A 22,742-nucleotide genomic window follows, 5' to 3' on the forward strand; every position below is an offset into this window, starting at 1 on the left:
CAAAGCATAAAGGGGCAGGGGAGGTTCCGGCCGGAGATCTCCGGCCGGGTGTACTGAGGTATAGCCGGTCAGCCGTTCACTGTCACCTTACCGGCGGCAGCAATGGCTCTGCTGACGGCCTCTTCAACTGTAGTTGCACAGGCCAGTGCCACACCCATACGACGCCGACCGGCAATTTCCGGTTTACCGAATAATCGTAATTGCACGCCGGCAGACAGGGCCTGATCGACTCCGGAAAAACGCACATCCCGGCTGTTCAGTTCCGGCAGGATCACGGCCGAGGCCGCCGGACCGTACTGGCGGATAGCTCCTACCGGCAGGCCGAGAAACGCGCGAACATGCAGGGCGAATTCTGATAGATCCTGAGAAATCAGTGTTACCATACCGGTATCATGTGGCCGCGGAGAGACTTCACTGAAGATAACCTCATCACCGCAGACAAACAGTTCCACACCGAACAGACCATAGCCGCCAAGGGCTTCTACCACGGATGCTGCAATGGTCTGTGCACGTTGCAGGGCCGCAGAACTCATCGCCTGAGGCTGCCAGGACTCACGGTAATCGCCGTCTTCCTGACGGTGACCGATAGGGTCACAGAAATGGATACCGTCTGCCGCATGAACGGTCAGTAACGTTATTTCAAAATCAAAGGCGACAACGGCTTCAATAATGACCCGTCCGGCGCCGGCGCGGCCACCTTGCTGTGCATATTCCCAGGCTTTTTCAAGCCCGGAAGCATCACGAATAAAGCTCTGGCCTTTACCGGAGGAACTCATTACCGGCTTAACAATACAGGGAAACCCGATGTCCTCTGCTGCGGCAAAGAAGGTCTCTTTACTGTCGGCGAAGCGGTAACCGGAGGTGGGCAGTTGCAGCTCTTCTGCCGCCAGACGACGAATACCTTCACGGTTCATTGTCAGTTTTGCAGCCCGTGCCGACGGCACCACACGCTGTCCCTGTTGTTCCAGTTCCAGCAGAGTATCGGTAGCAATAGCCTCAATTTCCGGCACCACATAATCCGGTTTCTCTTTGGCGATAATCTCTGCCAAAGCTACGCCATCAAGCATATTGATGACATAACTGCGGTGCGCCACATGCATGGCCGGGGCATCCGGGTAGCGATCCACGGCAATCACTTCGACTCCCAGTCGCTGGCATTCCAGTGCCACTTCTTTTCCCAGTTCACCTGAACCTAATAACATTACGCGCGTAGCTGAAGGACGCAGTGCCGTGCCAAGAGTTACCATTGTTCCACCCATTAAATCTGATCATAAACACGGCGGGCAGTATAAACGAAAACGATTGCGCTGGCATTAACGGGCGATTTCTTTTTTATAATGTTACATTCAGCAGCAGAGGGGCAGGTGTGTCAGGTGGCGTAGTGACATGATCACGTAGTATGACAGAGACACCTGACTGACCCGCAGACGATTCAGCGTAACGCCATCAATGTCCTGTCGGGCGGTATCCTACGCATGGCCCTGAATAGCAGCCTCCGGTGGATAGGCCATAAGATTGTGATGACCAGGAAAAGAAAATGACAATACCTAAAGCAGCGAAACACCCCCATACCATGACGCTTCATGGCGAAACACGTGTGGACGATTACTACTGGCTCAGGGATGATGAGCGCGCTGATCCTGACGTTATCGCCTATCTGCAGGCGGAGAACAATTATTGCCGGCAGCAGCTATCTCCGGTGGAACCACTGGAGCAGACGCTGTACGAAGAAATGGTGTCCAGGATCCCGCCGAAGGATCACTCAGTGCCTTACCGCAAGAACGGTTATCTTTACCAGCAGCGTTACGAGAAAGGGGGCGAATATCCCCTGTGGTTTCGTGCTGCCGATGAAGAGGGGTTACAGCCGGACTGGCAATGTCTGATTGACTGTAACCAGCGGGCAAAAAATCATCCGTTTTACAGTCTCGGTGCGCTGGATATTACCCCTGATAACCGCCTGATGGCAGTGGCTGAAGACTATCTGTCACGACGTCAGTATGAGATCCGTTTGTATGATCTACAGCAGAATTGCTGGCTGCCGGAGGTGCTGACCGGAGTATCTCCTTCGCTGGTATGGGCAAATGACGGCAAAACCTTGTTCTATGTCAGGCAGGATCCCGGGACGCTGTTGCCCTGGCAGGTCTGGCGTCATGAGACCGGCACCCCGGTCACCGATGACCAGCTGGTCTATGAGGAATCGGACGACAGTTTCTATGTCAGTCTTGGGAAAACCACCTCCGAAGCCTTTATCGAAATTGTGATTGATAGTACGACGACCAGTGAGATCTGGCTGGTGGACGCCGTACAGCCGTCCGGTGCTGCCCGTTGCTTCCTGCCACGCAGGGAAGATCACGAGTATGACCTCGACCACTATCAGAACCATTTTTATATCCGTTCAAACTCAGCGGGGAAAAACTTTGCGCTCTTTATGGCAGAAGAGACGGCTCCGCAGGAGTCGCACTGGCAAACCTTGCTGCCTGCACGGGATCATCGGGTGCTGGAAGATTTTCAGATCTTCCGTGACTGGCTGGTCACCGGTGAACGTGAAAATGGCCTCAGCTGCCTGACACAGTATCACCGCTTTCGTGACGAAACGCGGGAAGTAACCTTCGATGACCCTACCCGGGTGGCCTGGCTTGGGTATAACCCGTCACCGGAAACCTCACAATTACGTTACGGTTACTCGTCAATGACCACGCCGGCCACCACCTATCAGCTGGATCTGGACAGCGGGGAACGTCAGGTTCTGAAACAAACGGTGGTTAAAGGCTTCAGCAGCGAACAGTATCAAAGCGATTATCTGTGGCTGACGATGGAAGATGGCTGCCGTGTTCCGGTCTCTGTGGTCTATCGGAAATCCCTGTTCTCCCCGGGGAAAAATCCGTTACTGGTCTACGGATACGGGGCTTATGGCAGCAGTATGGATGCAGATTTCAGCAGCAGTCGTCTGAGTCTGCTGGATCGGGGCTTTGTCTATGCCCTGGTGCATATCCGTGGCGGCGGGGAGTTGGGGCAGGCCTGGTATGATGCCGGCCGGCTGGCCAATAAACAAAACAGTTTCAGCGATTTTACCGGCGCAACCCGGCAACTGCTGGCGCAGGGCTACGGTGATCCCACCCGGTGTTACGCCATGGGCGGCAGTGCCGGAGGGTTGCTGATGGGCGCGGTGATCAATCAGGCTCCGTCACTCTATCACGGTGTTGTTGCACAGGTACCGTTTGTCGATGTGCTGACGACGATGCTGGATGAAAGTATTCCGCTGACCACCGGTGAATATGATGAATGGGGCAATCCGAACAGGGCGGAAGATTATGCGACGATCCGTGCTTACAGCCCGTATGACAATATTGTCCCCGCCAGTTATCCGCATTTACTGGTGACCACCGGACTGCATGATTCTCAGGTGCAATACTGGGAACCGGCCAAATGGGTAGCAAAACTCCGTGAGGTTAAACAGGATGACCATCTGTTATTACTTCTCACCGATATGGAGGCCGGTCACGGCGGGAAATCAGGGCGTTACAAAGCGTATGAAGATATCGCGATGGAAATGGCATTCCTGCTGGGACTGGCGGATGGCTCCCTGGGCCACTGAGGGCTCAGGGCTGTCCTTTCAGGTAACGTTGCAGCGTCTGGCGAAACGCCGGGCGCAGGTCGTTCAGGTTATCCAGCATCCAGCGTAAATACCCCGGGTCTTTACGTGCGATCACGGCGACCGGCTGACCCCGATACTTCCCGAACGGGAAAATATCGGGGTTCGCTTCCCGGGAAGCTGGCTGGCACAGCGTACGCAGGGCAGTAATCTCCGGGCCTGACTCTTCCATGATGCGCAGCAGAAGTGCGGCGGTGACATAACAGTCATACAGTGCCCGGTGGGCATGCAATTCCGCAGGTGGCGTCACCTCCAGTTGCAGGCTATGGCGCAGGGCCTGGTTACCGTATTTTCGGCCCGGCCAGAGCTGCCGTGCCATTTTCATCGTACACAGCCATTCGCCACCCATTTCGGGCAGCACCCGGCGGTCAAAACTGGCATTATGTGCCACATAGCAGGGGCTTCCCTGATAGCGGCCGATGATATCTTCGATATACGGCTTTCCGGCCACCATTGCCGGGGTGATACGATGGATAGTCATGGCCCGGGTACTGATTGGCCGGTCAGGACAGACCAGGTCGCTCATCGGGTTCGTGATCTTTCCGTCGATAACATCTATCGACGCAATCTCAACAATGCCGCCTTCTAATCCACAGGTTTCAGTATCGATGACTCTGAACATCAGTTTTTCTGTTTCGGTTCATAAGGCAGACGGGAAAGGGTCAGCGATGTCTGACGATAAACACCCAGCCGCTGGCGGAAACGCTCACGAAGGGCCTCCGGCTGTTCCCGTTCAACAATCTCTGCAACTACCGGCATATTATAACGCTCTTTAAACGCCACACCGGACGCCGCTAAATCCGTATTAATTTGATCTTTTTCTTCTGCACTGAGCAGGGCTAAATTAAAGCTCATCATAGACTCCATGTTATCAGGCGCAAAAATAATGCTTTCTGGCGGGGCAATCAACCCTTTCCGGCTTGCGGCAATCTCGACACCCTTCGGTCTGCAGCGTATTCTTGACGAAAACCGGCGTACCGGCTGCAAATTACCTCAGGGGATCAACGTGTCAGGCAGTCATAACGAATTCAATCCGTTGATGCAGTCAGATTATCATAACATCCTTACTCCAGGGATCCGGAGTGATAGTGACTGATTTTTTATACATTTCGCTACGGTTTTTCCATTTCAGCAGTTTGTTCCTGCTGACTGGCTGTCTGATGTATCTGATGCTGCTGACACCGGCCGGTTACAGAAACCGCCTGTGGAACCGTTTATCGTCAGCCTTGCGGGTCAGCGCCGTCACAGCTCTGTTTTCTGCCATCGCCCTGTTTGCGTTACAGACCATCATGATGAGCGGTGACACGGCGGCCATCAGACAACCTGAACTCTGGGTAGCGGTTGCCGGCACGCGCTTTGGCCATGCCTGGTTGCCGGAAATGACCTTCGCGGCGGTGTCTTTCATGCTGCTACGGGTCGGCGGGGAGACTGTCCGTTATCCCCTGCTGCTAAGTCAGTTACTGCAACTATTCCTGACGGCGATGACAGGCCATGCGGCGATGCATGATGGCTGGCGAGGCGTGGCAGGAGAAGCCAGCCAGAGTCTTCATGTGATTGCCGCCGCTTTCTGGTGTGGCGGCTTGTATCCGCTCCGGGTGCTGATCAAGCAGGGGCAGCGGGATCCTAAAGATAACACCGCTATTCTCACCATGATGAAATTCTCCCGCTCGGGTCACTGGGCGGTTGCGCTGGTGCTGCTGACCGGCTTGTGCAACACCTTACTGATCGCCGGTATTCCCCGACATTTTTCGTTCTGGTTATCCGGGGTGATCCTGAAAAGTGTGCTGGTGGCGGGCATGGTAACACTGGCATTACTTAATCGTTACTGGCTGGTTCCCAGGTTCAGGCAATTCCCGACAGAGAGTCGCCGCATGTTTATTCGTCTGACGCAGGCAGAAATTTTGCTGGCTACGGGAGCCATCGCGGTCGTCAGTCTGTTTGCTACACTGTCACCAGACTGATCCTGTTTTATTACGTGTTATTAAAGGCTGAGACTGAAATGAAGAAACAATTACCCTGGCTGCTATTGGCACTAAGCACGCCTGTGTTGGCGACTCAGGTCATTACCGTGAGTCGTTTTGAGACCGGAAAGGCGAACTGGCCATTAAACCGCGAAGAAATCATGCTGACGTGTGAAAAAGACGGGGCACTGTTTGCGATTAACCCGTCAACACTGATGAATTATCCCCTGAATGCAAAAGCGGAGCAGAAGGTCAGTCAGGGACTGGCGAGCGGGGAATCTATTGCGCCGCTGGTGCTGGATGATAAAGCACACAGCGGGCAAAAAATGAGCCTGCAACCGCTGATTGATAAAGCCAGCGGGCTTTGCGGCCATTAATCTGCTGCGGCAGAGAGCCTGAAAAAGGGGGGCGCTGGAAATTATCAGGATCTGAACTAGTATTACTGATACTAACCTATGCAACTGCCATCGGTTATCGCTCATCATTTTTAGCGCACGGCTCTCTGAGCCATTTCCCTGGACCGGTCACTGGAGTTGTGTCCGGTCTTTTTTTTCGCTCTCTTAACGGAATAAACGTCCGTCTCTGACCAAATCCCGCGGATAGCTGTTTTTAATCCGGTTGCCGACTTTTTTAACCAGACCCAGTGGCTGTCCGTGATGCATCACCAGCATTTCATTACCTGGTAACGGACCGTCAGGATGAATATCCCGTCCCCGATACCATTCCTCGGCTTCTTCATCAGTGAAAGCGTAGACCTGCGCATGGTCAGGGTTCCCCAGCGCAATAACCGCCTCATGCTGCCATCGGTAACCTTTTGCAAAGGTTTCTGCCAGCCGGACACCAATGCGTGAAAAGCGGATCCGGCCAAACAGGGGCACGGTAGCTTGCGGAAATAACCAGATTTCTTTATCCCGTTGCCAGAGTTCCAGGTCTGCCGGCCAGTGTAATCCGGACCCGGCCGCCCGCTGACGGACTTCTTCGGCCTGTTGACGGGATAATGGCGTAAACGGGAATTTACCGACCTTATAGCCAGGAGCCGGCAGTTTCGGAACACTGCCGGTTTTTCGCAGGCAGGCAACAAAGAAACCTTCGCTGTCAAATACCTGCGGGAAAACGTGCAGGAAACCTTCCGGTGTGGCGACCTGTTCAGCGCCAGGGAAGAGGGTATCGAGCCGGATAACCTCGACCGCTTCCGGATAGCGGGCGAGCAGCGACCCAATCACCTGCTGGTTTTCCAGCCGGTTCAGGGTACAGGTTGAATAAACCAGGGTTCCTCCCGGTTTCAGGGCCTGGAAAGCACTTTCCAGCAGACCCTGCTGCGTGTCAGCAATTTGCTGACAACTCTGCGGACTCCAGTTTTTCAGGGCTTTCGGATCTTTACGGATAACGCCTTCGCCCGAGCAGGGAGCGTCCAGCAGCACAGCATCAAAATACTCCGGCAGGGCCGGGCCGAAAACGGCGGCATCAAAATGTGTAATGGCTGCACGGGTGACGCCGCAGCGACTGATATTGGCGTGCAATACTTTGACCCGACTGGCCGAATATTCATTCGCCAGGATCATGCCTTCTTCGCCCATCCGGGCAGCAATCTGTGTGGTCTTGGAACCTGGGGCGGCAGCCATATCGATAACGGACTGAGGGTGTTCGCAATGGGCAAACAGTGCGGAGACCGGCAGCATCGAGCTGGCTTCCTGGATGTAAAACAGTCCGCTCAGATGTTCAGCCACACTGCCCAGCGGCAGGGATTCATCGTCACGGGTGATCCAGAAACCTTCTTCACACCAGGGGATCGGCGTCAGCTGCCAGCCATACCCGGCGACTTTAGAAAGAAATGCGTCGACAGAAATTTTCAACGTATTGACGCGGAGACTGCGGCGCAGAGGTAACCGGCAATAGGTTTTAAAGTCTTCAAAAGATGCCCCGTCACCCAGCAGTTGTTGCATCTGGCTCAGGAAATCGTCGGGTAAAAAAAGGGATGAATCGGACACAGCGGAGTTCCGTCAGAAAATAATGCGGCAGTGTAGCATGATAACGGGAAGTCACGCTTCCCGTTATCATGACACCGGCTTAGCGGGGGAGAGCTGTTCCCCATTGCTGCCAGTTCTTCGGTGCCTCATTCAGCAGCAGGAAATGCTTATTCGCGGTGGCTTCCGGTGCCAGGGGGACCGTGGGCGGAGTAGCAAATTCAATGCCACCGCGGATGAACTGCTGGAACGTCCCGGTTTTCACCACGCCGCCGGTTAAACCGAAATTCAGTGAATAGCCGGAAGCCTGCCAGAAGATGGAGTTATTGCGTACCAGATACTGGTAGTGCTGGCTGATACGCATTGCTATCTGTACGCGATCGGCCATGGCACCCAGCGAGATACCGGTGACGGTACCAACTTCTACCCCACGGAACAGGATAGGCGTACCGATGGTCAGCGATCCGGCCTCCGGCGCATCGACGAAGAAGGTTTTACCGTTCAGGTAGCGGGAATCGGTGATCGTTGACTGCTGCAGTTCAAAAGTACGCACTGATGCGCCTTTGCCCGGTTCCACGTTAACGTAAGGCTGTAACAGGGAATCCAGGTGACTGATCCCCGTGGAGGAGATTTCCGGGCTGATCACCGAAAACCGGCTGCCGGTTCTGGCAAAATCATTCACATATTCGGGGTACAGTACGGCTTTTGCCAGCACCTGATTGTTATTGGCACTCAGCGACAGTGACTCTATCTGGCCGATAGTGATCCCCAGATAACGGATGGGCATTCCGTTGGAAAGCTTACTGGCATCATAGGTTTTCAGAGTGATCTGACTCCCGATGGCGCGGGCGGCTGTCTCTGACGGGAAAAGGGTGCGGGACTGCCCGGGCTGATGCACTACCCCCGGCATATTATCAAAGCTGATAGCACCTTTCAGCGCCCGGTTAAGCGGGGTGGCCTGTACAGTAATGCCGCTGGTATTGATCTGCACCCGGGCACCGCCTTCAGCCCAGAACACCGTATCCCGTGTGATAAGGTTGCGGTAGGGCGGAGAAATATGTACTGCGACTTCAAAGTTATTCGCATGTGGCGTCACAGCGACAATTTCACCGACCTGGTAACGGCGATAAAGTACGACCGATCCTGCCTGGATATCCGGCAGGCTGCTGGCGGTCAGGGTGAGGGTCGTCGAAGGGGTGTCTCCGGTGATGCCCTCGTCGGCTTTACCGGCATCGGCATACAAAGGATACCCGGATAAGGGTTCACCACGGTCACCCGCTTCCAGCCGGATGCCTCCCTGCAGCCACTGACCCGGTGTCGCGCCTACCATCCGGATCCCGTCCGGACTCACATTGACACGGATCTGACTGTCGGCAACAAATTTACTGTTGCCGTGGACAAAACGGCGATAATCCGGCGCGATTGAGACGATAAAACTGACGCCGTCATTGGTCAATTGACGTTCGGATACCGTACCGATAGTGACGCCATTCAGTACTACCGGCTGGCCCGGAGCAATACCATAACTGTCAGAGGCCTTCAGACGGAGGTTCAGGCTGCCCGGGGTATGCATCAGAGTTTGTGTAGCGGGATAGACACTGAAACGTGACTGTGGCTGGCCCCCCCCGGGGACCAGTTCGAGAGTATCCCCGGTCAACAGACTACTGAGAGACGTGTCTGTCAGGCCGATTTTCGGGCTGTGCAATTCGATACGGGTTTCACTGCGCATTAGTCCGGCCACGGATGGGTCGATAATCAGCTCTCCGCTGACATGTTGCGGGTCTGCCAGGTTCAGACGGGTCAACGTACCGACCTGTAACCCCTGATAGATTAACGGGGTGGAGCCGGCCGTCAGGTTGTCCCCGTCCGGCAGATCCAGCTGAATTTTCACGCCCCGGTGACTTTGCGCGAGGTTCGGATATAACTGATAACGATCGTCGGTAATTGCAGGCTGACTGTCGGACGGTGAATCAAAGGCGATGGCTCCGTTAATCAGTGCCGGCAGGCTGTCCATTTTCACGTTAACGCCACTGAGGCTGAAGCTCGCATCCACGCCGGACACATTCCAGAAACGGCTGTCTTTTTTCACCAATGAACTGTACCGGCGATCAATCAGCAGGTCGATAACCACACCCTGGTTGCCGTTGTTAATACTGTAGTTATAGACCTTACCGACCGGGATTTTCCGGTAATAGACGATAGAACCAATAGAGAGTGAACCGAGATCCGGCGCATTCAGATGCAGTAATAACCCGGAGGTATTTGTACTGAAGCGGGGCTGGGAGTCCAGAGCCGTGAAGTTGTCCTGGCGGTTACCGTTGCCCGGCATCATCGAGATATAGTTCCCGCCGACCAGAGCATCCAGCCCGGAAACCCCGGCGAGTGAGGCTTGCGGCGTGACCAGCCAGAATTTCGTATTCTGACGTAGTGCATCTTTCATATCGTTCTTAATGCTGGCACGAATACGGATAGTGCGATAGTCATCGCTCAGGACGATCCCCTCGACCGTACCAATCTGCACCCCCTGATAGCGTATCGGGGTGCGTCCGGGAACAATACCGTCCGCAGACTGGAAGTTGATGGTGATGGTGGTTCCCCGCTGCAGGTAGTTTTGCCACAGTAACCAGCCGGTGATCAGCAGAGCAACGACCGGTAATAACCAAAAGGGGGAGAGCTTACGTTTCTTTGTCACCGCTGAATTAATCGGCATATTCGGCGTTTCCTGTTGCATGTGCATCCCAGAGTAATCGACTGTCAAGCCATTCGGCGGCCAGTATGGTAAGAATAACGGCGGAGCCGAAATAGAAAGCAGCCGGCCCCATAGTAAAAGCTAAAAGCTGGTCACGGTTCACCAGTGACATGGTCAGTGAAATGACAAACAGATCAAGCATTGACCAGCGACCAATCCACTTGATTGCTCTGAGCAGGCGGATCCGTGTTTTCAGGCCCTGAACACAGTGGAAGTGAATACTGAGCAGCAGGGAAATCATGATTAATACTTTGCTGAACGGTACCAGAATACTGGCAATAAACACGACCATGGCGACCGGGAAGTTTCCGGCCCCGAGGGATAAAATACCGGAAAAAATGGTATCTGCCTGTTGAGAGCCATTCAGATAGATAACCGATATCGGTAACAGGTTGGCCGGAAACAGCAGAATGATCGAGGCAATCAGTGCAGCCCAGGTTTTCTGGAGGCTGTGAGGCCGGCGTTTATCCAGGGGGGTATGGCAGCGAGGACAACGGCCACGGTCATCCGGTAATCCGCTGAAATGACAATGCAGGCAGACAATAATTTTCTCCGGGGCGGCAGCCACGGCCTTCTGCGGATAAAATGTTTGCCACAGTGACTGCGGGTTCAGATTGATCAAGGTCAGCAGGCTCAGTACAGTGAGGGTAATAAATGCGGTTAACCCGTAGCCGGCAGTCAGTGCCGCGTAGTCCTGTACCTTAATCGCCGCGACAGCGATCCCCACCAGGTAAATATCCAGCATCACCCATTCTTTCAGCTTTTCCAGCATCAGTAATACCGGCCGAAGATTCATGCCAAGCCAGTGACCGATGAGCAGATAAAAGATGGCCAGCACCAGTGTGACCGGTGCACCGATAGCACCGAAGGTCACCATGGCGGCAGTGAGGACATTGCCGGCAGAGACCATTTGATAAATCCCCCCGAGCACGCTGGCATTGATATTCATGCCCAGCAAACGGATGCTGATCAGTGGCCAACTGAAAGCACACGGCATCAGGATCATCATGGCAATCGCCAGGATCACCAGTCGGGAGAGAGGCCAGGCATTGCCACTGACTATCTTTGCCATACAGCGGGGGCAGTAAGCGGTTTCGTGGGCATTTAGCGGTGACAGGTTGAAAACCAGATCACATTGAGGGCACCGGTGGACGGCGCTATGCGATAATACCGGCCTGATTGTGTTAATTTTCATAAACGAAATTTATAGTTATCCGGTGGAGTTGTTAAAAATCCTGAATTATCCCAGGGGCAGTCTGCTATATTACAGCGGACGATAGTGAAGAGATTTCCCGGACAACGGATTGCTAAGAGTATAGTAACTCTGCTATTGATTCATTATGCCTGTGTATGTTTTTGTGCTATTCAGAAACATACGGAAGAAAGTAATAATTTGTTAATGTATATGGTTGGTATATGAGCAAACAAGCATTTTATGATGAGCTTAACCGGGATTTCAACGCGTTGACTTCCGGAGAAACATCATTCCTGGCCCTGCTGGGAAACTGCAGTGCCTTACTGTTTGAGCGGTTGTCAGGGGTTAACTGGGCCGGATTTTATTTGCTGAGTGAACCTGACACACTGGTACTTGGACCGTTCCAGGGGAAAATTGCCTGTGTGCGTATTCCTGTCGGCCGGGGTGTTTGCGGCACAGCGGTGGCCGAAAATGCGGTTCAACGGGTGGCGGATGTGCATGCTTTTGCCGGCCACATAGCTTGCGATGCTGCCAGTAACTCTGAAATTGTATTACCTGTGACCGTTAATGGCCGGGTCATCGGGGTACTGGATATCGATAGTACGGAATATGACCGTTTCGATGCGGACGACGAAAAAGGGCTGCATCAGCTGGCTGAAAGCCTGTCAGCGGCCCTGCCGGGGACAGAAATTGAAAGATTTTTGCAACAGAACGACAGCTAATTGACAGGATGCATAGCATTTAGCAACGTTGTCATTATAATGACGCCTGTTCATGTCCGCGTTGGTCGGCAAAACCGTTGTAATCAGGAAATTTCATGGAAAATCAACCTAAGTTGAATAGCAGTAAAGAAGTCATCGCCTTCCTGGCCGAGAGTTTCCCTCAATGTTTCTGCATTGAAGGTGAAGCGAAGCCCCTGAAAATCGGTATTTTTCAGGATATTGTTGAACGTGTCCCGGCAGAGTCGCAGATAAGTAAAACCCGGCTGCGTTCAGCACTACGTTTATATACCTCCAGCTGGCGTTACCTGCACGGTATCAAAGCGGGTGCGAAACGCGTTGACCTGGATGGAAACGCCTGCGGAGAGCTTGATGAGCAACATGTCGAGCACGCACGTAAACAGCTGGAAGAAGCCAAAGCCCGTGTGCAGGCGCACCGCGCACAGCAGCGGGCCAGTAAAGCAGAAAATGGTGAAGCAACCAGCGAACCCCGTAAGCCACGTAAAGCAGCTCCGCGCGCGACTTCCTCCGCTGATGCGCCGCGGAAACCCCGCGATAATGCAAAAAAATCTGCTACCCCTCGTTCAGCCAAACCGGCTGCAGCGCCTCTGAAACCGGTAACAGATACTTCTGCATTGCACGCAGGCCAGCCAATTAAAGTCAAGGCCGGGCAAAACGCAATGGATGCCACTGTCCTTGAAGTATCAAAAGAGGGTGTTCGGGTTCAGCTTGCATCCGGCATGGCAATGATAGTACGCGCAGAACACTTGCAGTTCTGAAACGGAGAATGACCAGGGCATGAACACCTTTAAGTTAAGTATGATTGCTGGCCTGCTTTTTGCAGGCCAGACCTTCGCGTCAGACACCATCACCCGCGAAGATCAGATCCCGGTATTGCATGAGGAACCTCAGCATGTGACTGTCAGTGAACGTGTGACTACGCGGTTCACGCAATCCCATTACCGTCAGATCAACCTGAACAGTGCTTTTTCAGAAAAAATCTTCGATCGCTATCTGAACATGCTGGACTATAACCACAATGTGCTGCTGGCGTCCGATATTGCGAAATTTTCTGACAAAGCGGGTACGGTCGGGGATGAACTCAAAACCGGCAAACTGGATATTTTCTACGACCTGTTCAATCTGTCGCAAAAGCGCCGTTTTGAACGTTATCAGTACGCGCTGGAAGTCCTGAAACGCCCGATGGACTTTACCGGGCATGACACCATTAATCTGGACCGCAGTAAGGCACCGTGGCCGGTCTCAGAAGCTGAACTGAACAGCCTATGGGATGCCAGGGTCAAATTTGACGAGCTTAATCTCAAGCTTGCCGGCAAGAGTGATGCCGAAATCCGGGATACACTGACCCGGCGTTATACATTAGCTATCCGTCGTCTGGCACAGACCAACAGTGAAGACGTGTTTCAGATGGCGATGAATTCCTTTGCGCACCAGATAGATCCGCATACTAATTATCTGTCGCCACGCAACACAGAACAATTTAATACCGAAATGAGCCTTTCCCTGGAAGGTATCGGTGCAGTGCTCCAGTCTGACGATGATGGCTCCGTCATGATCAACTCGATGGTGGCCGGCGGTCCTGCCGCACGGAGCAAGCTGCTGTCGGTCGGGGATCGTATCGTTGCCGTTGGCGAACCGGGCAAACCACTGGAAGATATTATCGGCTGGCGCCTGGACGATGTGGTGGAGAAAATCAAAGGGCCTAAGGGAAGCCGGGTTCGTCTTGAGATTTTACCCGCCGGTAAAGGGACCAAAACCCGCACCATTACCCTGACGCGTGAAAAAATTCGTCTGGAAGATCGCGCGGTGCAGATGTCTGTGCACAACGTGGGCACGCATAAAGTCGGTGTACTGGATATTCCCGGGTTCTATGTCGGACTGACCGATGATGTGAAGGTTCAGCTGCAGAAACTGGAAAAACAGCACGTTGACAGTATTGTTATCGACTTACGCACCAACGGGGGCGGGGCACTGACAGAAGCAGTTTCACTTTCCGGCTTATTTATCCCGTCAGGTCCTGTCGTTCAGGTCCGTGACAATACCGGTAAAATCCGTCAGGACAGTGATACCGATGGTATTGTCTACTATAAAGGTCCGTTAGTGGTGCTGGTTGACCGTTTCAGTGCTTCAGCCTCTGAAATTTTTGCGGCCGCGATGCAGGATTACGGCAGAGCACTGATTGTCGGTGAACCGACCTTCGGTAAAGGAACGGTCCAGCAATACCGTTCACTGAGTCGTATTTATGATCAGATGCTGCGCCCTGAATGGCCTGCGCTGGGCTCTGTACAGTACACCATTCAGAAATTTTACCGTATTAACGGTGGCAGTACACAGCTGAAAGGGGTTACCCCGGATCTGCTGATGCCAACGGGTGTTGAGACGGTGAAAACCGGTGAGAAGTATGAAGATAATGCCTTACCGTGGGATAGCATCCCGCCGGCAAAATACCAGAAATACGGTGATCTGAAACCTTATCTGCCAACGCTACTGGCCGAGCACAATGCGCGGATCGCTAAAGATCGCGAATTCCAGTATATCCTGCAGGATATTAAGCGTTTTGATGCGATGAAAGACAAAATTGATATTGTTTCTCTGAATTATGCTGAGCGTGAGAAAGAGAACAAAGAAGATGATGCAATGCGTCTGGACCGCATTAATGCCCGTCTGCAGGCCGAAGGTAAGAAACCGCTGGCGAGCCTTGATCAGTTGCCAAAAGACTATAAAGAGCCTGATCCTTACATGGATGAGACGGTCGATATTGCCAACGATCTCGCACAGCTTGAAGATGCGTCCTCTTCGACTAAAGCGAGTAAATAAGCGCTCTCCGTCATTAAAAAACACCGGTTATCCGGTGTTTTTTTTTTGCCGGTGATCCACCCATACTAATACCTGCACAAAATACCGACCCCGTGACCGTAACTTCATTCAGGCAGCGGAATGACCCGGCCCTTAATCTTTGCCCTGTCAATGATCCGTAAAATAATGAGTGAAGCGTCCGACAGTGAAATGCCTCCGGGGGCTTCACTACGGCTATCGCGGATTGCGGGTAAAGCTACTTATGCGGGGGAAGCGGAGAGTACGTTGCGCGGCAAGGCAGGGGATTACCAATGATACCGGTGCCCGGGAGTCGCTGGCCATCATCACTAAACACACTTATCTGAGGTATCGGTACAGACGTTCCCGGGCGAGTTATGTCAGGAATAGCGAGAGTAATGCCGTCATATGTCTGTCAAAATGTAAAGTTATGTCTTTTCAGAGATCTACACTCAATCGTTGCTTGAAAAGCCCTGTAATGCACATAGGATAGGGGGCTGATAACCTGCGTAAATAATGAGGACAATAAACGTTTATGATGCGTATCGCTCTATTTTTGCTTACCAACCTGGCCGTCATGCTGGTGTTCGGATTAATACTGAGCCTGACGGGGATCCGTTCCGCCAGTGTTCAGGGATTAATGATCATGGCGGGGCTGTTTGGTTTTGGCGGTTCATTTATTTCTCTGCTGATGTCTAAATGGATGGCATTACGATCCGTCGGCGGTGAAGTGATCGAACAACCGCGCAATGAAACCGAAAACTGGCTAATGAACACGGTAGCACAGCAGGCGCGGGCGGCCGGCATCGCAATGCCGCAGGTTGCGGTTTATCATGCACCTGACATTAATGCCTTTGCTACCGGCGCCCGCCGGGATGCGTCGCTGGTGGCGGTTTCGACCGGGCTTTTACAAAATATGAACCGCGATGAGGCCGAAGCTGTACTGGCCCATGAAATCAGTCATATTGCTAATGGCGATATGGTGACCATGACACTGATTCAGGGGATCGTGAATACCTTTGTGATCTTTATCTCCCGGATCATTGCTCAGCTGGCTTCCGGTTTTATGTCGTCTGACCGGGATTCTGAAGAGAACGGTAACGGTAATCCGCTGGTCTATTTCGCGGTCGCCACGGTACTGGAACTGGTGTTCGGTATGCTTGCCAGTCTGATCACTATGTGGTTCTCGCGTTACCGTGAGTTTCATGCGGATGCCGGTTCTGCAAAACTGGTGGGGCGTGAAAAAATGATTGCCGCACTCCAGCGCCTGAAAACCAGCTATGAGCCTCAGGAACCGGGCAATATGATGGCCTTCTGCATTAACGGTAAAGGAAAGTCGTTGAGTGAGTTATTTATGTCTCACCCGCCACTGGATAAGCGTATTGAAGCGCTGCGCCGTGGTGATTATCTGAAATAATCACAGACCGCCGGGGTGCCCGGCGGTCAGTTTTTCAGCGAACCGTCTCCCGGAATGAAGGTATCCTCATTTTTGCTGAACAACGGACACTCCGCTTTGCCTGTCACACCCCCCTCGGAATGTAAGTAACGCGATACCGTCATTCCCTTCGCCGTCAGATACTGGCAGCTAAGACCCAAACCGAAGGCAATTTTATGGCTACCGGTCAGCACTCCGTAACCGGAGAACAACATAATCAGCCACAGCATGGCCAGGATTATCAGGCTGCGTAAAACCATTTCATTTCATCTCCGAAAGATTGAACAGGATCCCGTTCCAGGCTGACTCATCTGTAGCATGGGACAATCTCCGTTTTAAAGGGATCAGAGATAACTGAAAGTGTTTCAATCACCCTGGTCATTGTGCACAACAGCAGATGAACATTTTATTGATGCAGAGTAGAATGTTGGCTCAGTTTCTCATGAAGTAACACAGAGTGTTTTGAGGCCAATGTATGAATGATTTTACGTCCGGACCGGGGCCGTTTGTTCTGCCGTCGTTAATTGCCCTGGCGGTGATTTTTGCGCTGATTATCTGGTTCTTTGTTAACCGTGCCAGTGTCCGAGCCAATGATAAGATACAGCTCCTTGAGGCGTTGCTCAGGGAACAAAAAAAGCAGAATGCGTTGTTGAAACGTCTGGTTGAGTATCACATGCCTGTGGTGCCTGAAGTTGCCGATGAACCGGTAGTGGCTGAACCGGAAGGTAGTGAATACCTGCAGTTTGTCCCGGAACGTTAATCCGCTGAAAAGTACAGAGACGGTATACGCCTGGCTGATACAGCCAAAGGGATACAGGGGCAGGGGGGAGGGGTGGCCTGTGTTACCTTTACCCGTCTCTTTCCGCAGGACGTTGCTCCGGTTATCCGTAACCGTACGCGACCCGGTGGATGATGCGCTACCGGAATCGCGTGGCTGACGAGAGGTATAGGCTGACTCACAGGGGCCGGAATATTTCGCCTGAAAAGCCACTGTCTGGCCGGGCACTGCCCTGAGATATTTACCTGTCGTACCCTCTCTGCCGGCTTTATGTGGCCTCATTATCGGGAATTATTGATCACTGTGCATGCTTTCCGGAGAGTTTGCACAGCATCCGGTTGCCTTAAGGGAAGGGCCGGCAGAGGGATGGAACAATATTACTCAGGCGGCAACGGGATTACGTTTTATTTATAATAGTGTCATAGAAAAATAATATATTTGCCCTGACAGTCTGCCGGCAGCATTATTTCTGTTAATTTTCTGAGTAAATAAACTTCAACTTGCTCACGAAAAATTTATGTCAGTGATTACTATCATTTCATCAGGGTTATACGATGAGGTTATATATTTATAATCCTGAACAGTTAAAACTACTGAAATAGTATCATTTTGGTATTAATTAGTGATGACTCCCCGACGCTGAAAGCCTCTGAGTCACCGGTTTACAGGGCCCCCGGGGGGACGTCCGGAAGACTAAAATGTGTCTCATATCAATAATTATTGCCATTGTTGCCTCTCAGGATTAAAAATGGCTTGCCATTAATTAAAGGATATGTGATAACAATTGATAGATTAATCGAGGTACGATTCTGTATATGTATGGCATTATCAGTAAAGAAGTTATGAGTAAAGACGTTATCGTTAGAACTGCTTCCTTTGCCGAACCTAATATTAGTGCCTCATTCAGTGAGTCCCGCGTTTTTCTGTAATATCGCCTACGGGCAAAATAAACATTTTAAGGAATTTGCAAAATGGCAAAGATTAAAGGTCAGGTTAAGTGGTTCAACGAGTCTAAAGGTTTTGGTTTCATTACTCCTGCTGACGGCAGCAAAGATGTGTTCGTACACTTCTCTGCAATCCAGGGTAACGGCTTCAAAACTCTGGCTGAAGGCCAGAACGTTGAGTTCGAAATCCAGGACGGCCAGAAAGGTCCTGCTGCAGTAAACGTTACTGCTATCTGATAAGCGACAATCTTTCAGGGGTAACCTCCTGACAGGATAAATTGCGAAACCCTGCTCTTTGAGCGGGGTTTTTTCTTTTGACTCCGGCGATGAACAGGTACACTGCCCGCTGATTTTATGAGTGGGGTAACAGCAGTGTTTATATGTCCGTTGTGCCAGCAGTTGCTTGAAAAGCAACAGGGCGGATGGCGATGCGCCGGTAATCATCAGTTTGACCAGGCCCGTGAAGGGTATGTGAATCTTCTTCCTGTGCAGCATAAAGGCTCGAAAGTCCCCGGCGACAGCCCGGAGATGATGCAGGCACGGCGCAATTTTCTCGATGCCGGCTATTATCAGCCTCTGCGTGATGCCGTAACGGCATTGCTGACTGAACATGTGCCCGGCCCCGATGTCAGGGTCCTTGATATTGGTTGCGGCGAAGGTTATTACACTGCCGGCATTGCGGCGGCATTTGAATCGAGGCCCGGTGCGGAAATTTATGGCCTGGATGTGGCGAAAATTGCCATAAAATCTGCTGCTAAACGTTATAAAGCGATTCGTTTCTGTGTCGCCTCCAGTTATCGTCTGCCGTTTGCGGATAACAGTCTTTCTGCGGTATTGCGTATTTATGCCCCCTGCAAAGATGAAGAGCTCGCCCGAACGATCATGCCTGGCGGTTATCTGCTGACGGTCACACCGGCACCACGTCACCTGATGCAACTTAAAGCCCTCATCTATCAGGAAGTTAAACTGCATGAGGAAAATGAGCACCCGCTGGAAGCGTTTGAATGCGTCAGGGAGCAACGGCTCAGTTACCCTATGTCTCTGCCCCCGGAAGCTTCGCAGGCTCTGTTGCAAATGACTCCTTTTGCATGGCGGGCGACGGACGCGGTCCGTGACACCCTGGCGGCATCGGAGAGCTTTACCTGTGAAGCTGATTTTTGTCTGCGGTTATGGCAACGGAAGCGTGGATAAATCTGTACAAGTGTCAATAACTTTGTAAATGTAAAAAATATTTTTGACGGCGTTGCTGTAACTGATACATTAACACCCTGTTTATTATTCAGGAGTAATGGGCTTAGCCCGGGTTATGGATCGTCACCGACGTCGTTCAATGTTCTTCTCAGGGTTGCTCTGCAACACCTCTGGTTTTCTTTTCTCACCCATTTTCGTTCAGTTTCCATCAATACCGGCTTTTTGCCGGCACCTTGCTGAGGTCAGGACGTTGACGTCCCTGAGGAGCTGCTAATGGAAATATTTCTTGATCCTTCCGTCTGGGCAGGGCTGCTGACCTTAATCGTGCTGGAGATTGTTCTCGGTATCGATAACCTGGTTTTTATTGCCATTCTTGCCGATAAACTTCCGCCGAAGCAGCGTGATAAGGCCCGGATTATCGGCCTTAGCCTGGCGCTGGTGATGCGACTGGCTTTGCTTTCATTGATGTCATGGCTGGTCACGCTGACAAAACCCTTATTCCATGTCGGCGGCTTCGGGTTCTCAGGACGTGATTTAATCATGCTGGCGGGCGGGATTTTCCTGCTCTTTAAAGCCACGACGGAATTACATGAAAGACTGGAAAACCGGCCAGAGACGCATGACGGTAACAAGAGCTATGCCAGTTTCTGGGTCGTTGTGATTCAGATAGTGGTACTGGACGCCGTATTCTCGCTGGATGCGGTGATCACCGCCGTGGGTATGGTGAGCCATCTGTGGATTATGATGACGGCAGTGGTCATTGCCATGGGCATCATGCTGCTGGCTTCGCGGCCACTGACCCGGTTCGTCAATGCACATCCGACGGTCGTTGTGCTGTGTCTCAGCTTCCTGCTGATGATTGGCCTGAGCCTGGTGGCTGAAGGTTTTGGTTTCCATATCCCGAAAGGCTACCTCTATGCGGCCATCGGATTCTCGATAATCATCGAGTTTTTCAATCAGATAGCACGGCGTAATTTTATCCGTCATCAGGCCCGCAGACCGATGCGTGAACGTACGGCCGAGGTGATCCTGCGCCTGATGGGCGGGCAGCGGGGCCAGCATCAGACGGATGAAGGGACCTCTCCCGAAATCAGAAAACCGGGGACTGAAGCTTTCAAGGATGAAGAGCGCTATATGATCACCGGGGTACTGACGCTGGCCTCGCGTTCCATCCGTAGCCTGATGACGCCACGTGGAGAAATTTCCTGGGTTAATGCGGAAAGCCCGATAGATGAGATCCGTCAGCAGTTACTGGATACCCCCCACAGCCTGTTCCCGGTGAGCCGGGGTGAGCTGGATGAAATCATCGGCGTGGTCCGGGCGAAGGAACTGTTGGTAGCGCTGGATCATGGGGTTGATGTGGCTCAATTTGCCGCAGCGACGCCAGCTATCATTGTGCCGGAAACACTGGACCCGATAAACCTGCTCGGGGTGCTACGCAGGGCCCGCGGAAGCTGTGTGATTGTCAGCAATGAATTTGGTGTGGTTCAGGGGCTGATCACGCCGCTGGATGTTCTGGAAGCGATTGCGGGTGAGTTCCCGGATGAAGATGAAACGCCCGATATTATTCCCGAAGGTGAGGGATGGCTGGTAAAAGGCGGGACGGATCTGCATTCACTGGAACAGTTACTGGATGTGCACTGTCTGGTGGTCCCGGGTGAAGACCATGCGTCACTGGCAGGACGACTTATCGGCCTGAAAGGGCAGATACCGCAGGTCGGGGAAGTGATCACCCTTGACGACCTCAGTTTTACCATTACAGAGGCCACGGATTACCGTATTGATCTGGTCCGTGTCACCCGCACTCGTCCGGTCGACCCTGACGAGGAGTCCGCCTGAAAAAAGGCCCCGGGAATACCCCCGGGGCCTTTCATCGCCTGCCGCTTAATTTGCAGCGTTAATCACATTGCACTTTGATCGCCAGCCCGCCACGGGAAGTTTCACGGTATTTTGCATTCATGTCTTTCCCGGTCTCATACATGGTTTCGATCACTTTATCGAGCGAAACCCGCGGGGCACTGGTACGACGCAGTGCCATACGTGCCGCATTGATGGCTTTCACAGATGCAATAGCATTACGTTCAATGCAGGGCACCTGAACCTGACCGGCCACCGGGTCACAGGTCAGGCCGAGGTTATGTTCCATACCTATCTCCGCCGCAATACAGACCTGCTCCGGACTGGCCCCGGATAACTCTGCAAGCCCGGCGGCAGCCATTGAACAAGCGACGCCCACCTCGCCCTGACAGCCGACCTCCGCCCCGGAAATCGAAGCATTCATCTTATAGAGGATCCCGATAGCCCCGGAGGCCAGGAAATAGCGTAAAGCGACTTCCTGGCTGACCGGTGAGACAAACTGATGGTAGTAGGAAAGCACTGCCGGAATAATCCCACAGGCACCATTCGTGGGTGCGGTGACCACCCGGCCACCGGCCGCATTTTCTTCATTGACCGCCAGGGCAAACATATTCACCCAGTCAATAACGTTCATCGGGTCACTGGAATGCTGACTGCCGGAAATCAGCAGACGTCGCAGGGAAGAGGCCCTGCGAGGAACACGCAACGGCCCCGGCAGAACACCTTCGGTATTTAACCCCCGGTCGATACAGGCTTGCATCGTCTGCCAGACCGTAGCGAAATACTGTTCTATTTCACTGCGGCTATGCAGCGCCAGCTCATTTTTCATGACCAGTCCGGAAATAGACTGTCCGGTGCGATGGCAGCTTTCCAGCAACTCCCGGGCAGTATTGAACGGGTGTGGCACTTCAACCTCATCGAGGACCGGTTGTCCGAACTGCGCTTCTTCGATGATAAAACCGCCGCCTACGGAATAATACGTCTTCTTAAGCAGGCACATGTCGTCTTCCCAGGCGGTCAGGGTCAGTCCGTTTTCATGCAGTGGCAGGTTATCACTGCGGAAGATCATGCCGCCTTCCCGCGGAAAATCCACCTCATGTGTTCCCCCGGCCATCGGCAGGCGTTGTCGCTGGCTGACATCGGCCACAAACGCCGGAATGGCATCAATATCGACCGTATCCGGAGCAGCCCCGGATAATCCCATAATGATGGCAATATCCGTATGGTGACCGTGTCCGGTAAGGGAAAGTGAACCATAGACATCCACTGAAATGCGGGTCGTCCGGGTAAGTTTATCTTCGGCAATCAGCGCATCAGCAAATTCTTTGCCCGCCTTCATCGGGCCAACCGTATGAGAACTGGAAGGGCCGATACCTACTTTAAACATGTCGAAGACACTTATCACAAAAACTCCCGTACTTTGGTCAATCTGGCTATAACCGGCTGATGCTGGTTGTTCCGC

General features: G+C 52.6%; 21 protein-coding genes. 13 read left to right on the forward strand and 8 right to left on the reverse strand.

The window, feature by feature from the left end; genetic code table 11:
• Positions 1-68: 68 nt before the first annotated feature.
• Positions 69-1,247 (reverse strand): formate-dependent phosphoribosylglycinamide formyltransferase, encoded by a 1,179-nt coding sequence (gene purT / locus CG67_RS10995; RefSeq protein WP_025902996.1) that lies wholly within the window; start codon positions 1,245-1,247, stop codon positions 69-71.
• A gap of 290 nt (positions 1,248-1,537) precedes the next feature.
• Between purT and CG67_RS11000 the strand changes: the two genes are divergently transcribed.
• Positions 1,538-3,595, forward strand: coding sequence for a S9 family peptidase (locus CG67_RS11000; RefSeq protein ID WP_025902997.1), 2,058 nt, complete (start codon positions 1,538-1,540; stop codon positions 3,593-3,595).
• 4 nt (positions 3,596-3,599) lie between these two features.
• Here the strand turns inward: CG67_RS11000 and exoX are convergent, their stop codons facing one another.
• Positions 3,600-4,274, reverse strand: coding sequence for an exodeoxyribonuclease X (gene exoX, locus CG67_RS11005; protein WP_038024773.1), 675 nt, complete (start codon positions 4,272-4,274; stop codon positions 3,600-3,602).
• Complete coding sequence (locus CG67_RS11010) at positions 4,274-4,507, reverse strand: DNA polymerase III subunit theta (protein WP_025902999.1); 234 nt, start codon at positions 4,505-4,507, stop codon at positions 4,274-4,276. The genes exoX and CG67_RS11010 overlap by 1 nt, the downstream gene beginning before the upstream one ends.
• A gap of 233 nt (positions 4,508-4,740) precedes the next feature.
• On the opposite strand from CG67_RS11010, the gene copD reads away from it, so the two are divergent.
• On the forward strand, positions 4,741-5,613 hold the full coding sequence (gene copD, locus CG67_RS11020) for a copper homeostasis membrane protein CopD (RefSeq protein WP_051546384.1): 873 nt from the start codon (positions 4,741-4,743) through the stop codon (positions 5,611-5,613).
• A 38-nt stretch (positions 5,614-5,651) separates the two neighbouring features.
• Positions 5,652-5,990, forward strand: coding sequence for a DUF2511 domain-containing protein (locus tag CG67_RS11025; protein ID WP_025903002.1), 339 nt, complete (start codon positions 5,652-5,654; stop codon positions 5,988-5,990).
• Between the two features lie 183 nt (positions 5,991-6,173).
• Here CG67_RS11025 and rsmF read toward each other — a convergent pair whose 3' ends face one another.
• The 3 genes from rsmF to yebS all read right to left on the reverse strand — a co-directional run bounded on the left by rsmF (position 6,174) and on the right by yebS (position 11,521).
• The gene (gene rsmF / locus CG67_RS11030) at positions 6,174-7,601 is read right to left on the reverse strand and encodes a 16S rRNA (cytosine(1407)-C(5))-methyltransferase RsmF (RefSeq protein ID WP_025903003.1); all 1,428 of its coding nucleotides are present in this window, start codon (positions 7,599-7,601) and stop codon (positions 6,174-6,176) included.
• 79 nt (positions 7,602-7,680) lie between these two features.
• On the reverse strand, positions 7,681-10,308 hold the full coding sequence (locus tag CG67_RS11035) for a PqiB family protein (RefSeq protein WP_025903004.1): 2,628 nt from the start codon (positions 10,306-10,308) through the stop codon (positions 7,681-7,683).
• Positions 10,277-11,521, reverse strand: a complete 1,245-nt coding sequence (gene yebS, locus CG67_RS11040; protein ID WP_025903005.1) for a membrane integrity lipid transport subunit YebS — start codon at positions 11,519-11,521, stop codon at positions 10,277-10,279. The genes CG67_RS11035 and yebS overlap by 32 nt, the downstream gene beginning before the upstream one ends.
• A 221-nt stretch (positions 11,522-11,742) precedes the next feature.
• On the opposite strand from yebS, the gene CG67_RS11045 reads away from it, so the two are divergent.
• The 5 genes from CG67_RS11045 to htpX all read left to right on the forward strand — a co-directional run bounded on the left by CG67_RS11045 (position 11,743) and on the right by htpX (position 16,492).
• The gene (locus CG67_RS11045; protein ID WP_025903006.1) at positions 11,743-12,243 is read left to right on the forward strand and encodes a GAF domain-containing protein; all 501 of its coding nucleotides are present in this window, start codon (positions 11,743-11,745) and stop codon (positions 12,241-12,243) included.
• Positions 12,244-12,338: 95 nt separating this feature from the next.
• Complete coding sequence (proQ, locus tag CG67_RS11050; protein WP_025903007.1) at positions 12,339-13,019, forward strand: RNA chaperone ProQ; 681 nt, start codon at positions 12,339-12,341, stop codon at positions 13,017-13,019.
• Positions 13,020-13,038: 19 nt separating this feature from the next.
• Positions 13,039-15,078, forward strand: a complete 2,040-nt coding sequence (prc, locus tag CG67_RS11055) for a carboxy terminal-processing peptidase (RefSeq protein WP_025903008.1) — start codon at positions 13,039-13,041, stop codon at positions 15,076-15,078.
• A 120-nt stretch (positions 15,079-15,198) separates the two neighbouring features.
• Complete coding sequence (locus CG67_RS18330; RefSeq protein ID WP_156022682.1) at positions 15,199-15,372, forward strand: hypothetical protein; 174 nt, start codon at positions 15,199-15,201, stop codon at positions 15,370-15,372.
• A 238-nt stretch (positions 15,373-15,610) separates the two neighbouring features.
• On the forward strand, positions 15,611-16,492 hold the full coding sequence (gene htpX, locus CG67_RS11060) for a protease HtpX (protein WP_025903009.1): 882 nt from the start codon (positions 15,611-15,613) through the stop codon (positions 16,490-16,492).
• Between the two features lie 26 nt (positions 16,493-16,518).
• Here htpX and CG67_RS11065 read toward each other — a convergent pair whose 3' ends face one another.
• Entirely contained in the window at positions 16,519-16,770 is a 252-nt protein-coding gene (locus CG67_RS11065; protein WP_025903010.1) for a YobH family protein, read from the reverse strand.
• Positions 16,771-16,985: 215 nt separating this feature from the next.
• Between CG67_RS11065 and CG67_RS11070 the strand changes: the two genes are divergently transcribed.
• The 5 genes from CG67_RS11070 (at position 16,986) to CG67_RS11085 (ending at position 21,262) form a co-directional block, all read left to right on the forward strand.
• Entirely contained in the window at positions 16,986-17,270 is a 285-nt protein-coding gene (locus CG67_RS11070) for a YebO family protein (protein ID WP_025903011.1), read from the forward strand.
• Between the two features lie 860 nt (positions 17,271-18,130).
• Complete coding sequence (locus tag CG67_RS18105) at positions 18,131-18,217, forward strand: hypothetical protein (protein WP_235501133.1); 87 nt, start codon at positions 18,131-18,133, stop codon at positions 18,215-18,217.
• A 42-nt stretch (positions 18,218-18,259) separates the two neighbouring features.
• Positions 18,260-18,469 carry a transcription antiterminator/RNA stability regulator CspE gene (gene cspE / locus CG67_RS11075; RefSeq protein WP_001062678.1) on the forward strand — a complete coding sequence of 70 codons (210 nt, stop codon included), beginning with the start codon at positions 18,260-18,262 and terminating at the stop codon, positions 18,467-18,469.
• Positions 18,470-18,586: 117 nt separating this feature from the next.
• Positions 18,587-19,423, forward strand: a complete 837-nt coding sequence (gene rlmA / locus CG67_RS11080; RefSeq protein WP_025903012.1) for a 23S rRNA (guanine(745)-N(1))-methyltransferase — start codon at positions 18,587-18,589, stop codon at positions 19,421-19,423.
• Between the two features lie 273 nt (positions 19,424-19,696).
• The gene (locus CG67_RS11085) at positions 19,697-21,262 is read left to right on the forward strand and encodes a TerC family protein (protein WP_025903013.1); all 1,566 of its coding nucleotides are present in this window, start codon (positions 19,697-19,699) and stop codon (positions 21,260-21,262) included.
• Between the two features lie 58 nt (positions 21,263-21,320).
• Here the strand turns inward: CG67_RS11085 and CG67_RS11090 are convergent, their stop codons facing one another.
• Positions 21,321-22,685 carry an L-serine ammonia-lyase gene (locus CG67_RS11090; RefSeq protein WP_025903014.1) on the reverse strand — a complete coding sequence of 455 codons (1,365 nt, stop codon included), beginning with the start codon at positions 22,683-22,685 and terminating at the stop codon, positions 21,321-21,323.
• Positions 22,686-22,742 lie beyond the last annotated feature (57 nt).

This window comes from Tatumella sp. UCD-D_suzukii (genome assembly GCF_000611875.2).
Lineage (GTDB): Bacteria > Pseudomonadota > Gammaproteobacteria > Enterobacterales > Enterobacteriaceae > Tatumella > Tatumella ptyseos.

What these genes read in the sequence shown, in the direction of transcription:
- purT (WP_025902996.1), bottom strand. Translation starts at nt 1,247, where the DNA reads ATGGTAACTCTTGGCACGGCACTGCGTCCTTCAGCTACGCGCGTAATG.
- CG67_RS11000 (WP_025902997.1), top strand. Translation starts at nt 1,538, where the DNA reads ATGACAATACCTAAAGCAGCGAAACACCCCCATACCATGACGCTTCAT.
- exoX (WP_038024773.1), bottom strand. Translation starts at nt 4,274, where the DNA reads ATGTTCAGAGTCATCGATACTGAAACCTGTGGATTAGAAGGCGGCATT.
- CG67_RS11010 (WP_025902999.1), bottom strand. Translation starts at nt 4,507, where the DNA reads ATGAGCTTTAATTTAGCCCTGCTCAGTGCAGAAGAAAAAGATCAAATT.
- CG67_RS11025 (WP_025903002.1), top strand. Translation starts at nt 5,652, where the DNA reads ATGAAGAAACAATTACCCTGGCTGCTATTGGCACTAAGCACGCCTGTG.
- CG67_RS11035 (WP_025903004.1), bottom strand. Translation starts at nt 10,308, where the DNA reads ATGCAACAGGAAACGCCGAATATGCCGATTAATTCAGCGGTGACAAAG.
- yebS (WP_025903005.1), bottom strand. Translation starts at nt 11,521, where the DNA reads ATGAAAATTAACACAATCAGGCCGGTATTATCGCATAGCGCCGTCCAC.
- CG67_RS11045 (WP_025903006.1), top strand. Translation starts at nt 11,743, where the DNA reads ATGAGCAAACAAGCATTTTATGATGAGCTTAACCGGGATTTCAACGCG.
- proQ (WP_025903007.1), top strand. Translation starts at nt 12,339, where the DNA reads ATGGAAAATCAACCTAAGTTGAATAGCAGTAAAGAAGTCATCGCCTTC.
- prc (WP_025903008.1), top strand. Translation starts at nt 13,039, where the DNA reads ATGAACACCTTTAAGTTAAGTATGATTGCTGGCCTGCTTTTTGCAGGC.
- CG67_RS18330 (WP_156022682.1), top strand. Translation starts at nt 15,199, where the DNA reads ATGACCCGGCCCTTAATCTTTGCCCTGTCAATGATCCGTAAAATAATG.
- htpX (WP_025903009.1), top strand. Translation starts at nt 15,611, where the DNA reads ATGATGCGTATCGCTCTATTTTTGCTTACCAACCTGGCCGTCATGCTG.
- CG67_RS11065 (WP_025903010.1), bottom strand. Translation starts at nt 16,770, where the DNA reads ATGGTTTTACGCAGCCTGATAATCCTGGCCATGCTGTGGCTGATTATG.
- CG67_RS11070 (WP_025903011.1), top strand. Translation starts at nt 16,986, where the DNA reads ATGAATGATTTTACGTCCGGACCGGGGCCGTTTGTTCTGCCGTCGTTA.
- CG67_RS18105 (WP_235501133.1), top strand. Translation starts at nt 18,131, where the DNA reads ATGAGTAAAGACGTTATCGTTAGAACTGCTTCCTTTGCCGAACCTAAT.
- cspE (WP_001062678.1), top strand. Translation starts at nt 18,260, where the DNA reads ATGGCAAAGATTAAAGGTCAGGTTAAGTGGTTCAACGAGTCTAAAGGT.
- rlmA (WP_025903012.1), top strand. Translation starts at nt 18,587, where the DNA reads ATGAGTGGGGTAACAGCAGTGTTTATATGTCCGTTGTGCCAGCAGTTG.
- CG67_RS11085 (WP_025903013.1), top strand. Translation starts at nt 19,697, where the DNA reads ATGGAAATATTTCTTGATCCTTCCGTCTGGGCAGGGCTGCTGACCTTA.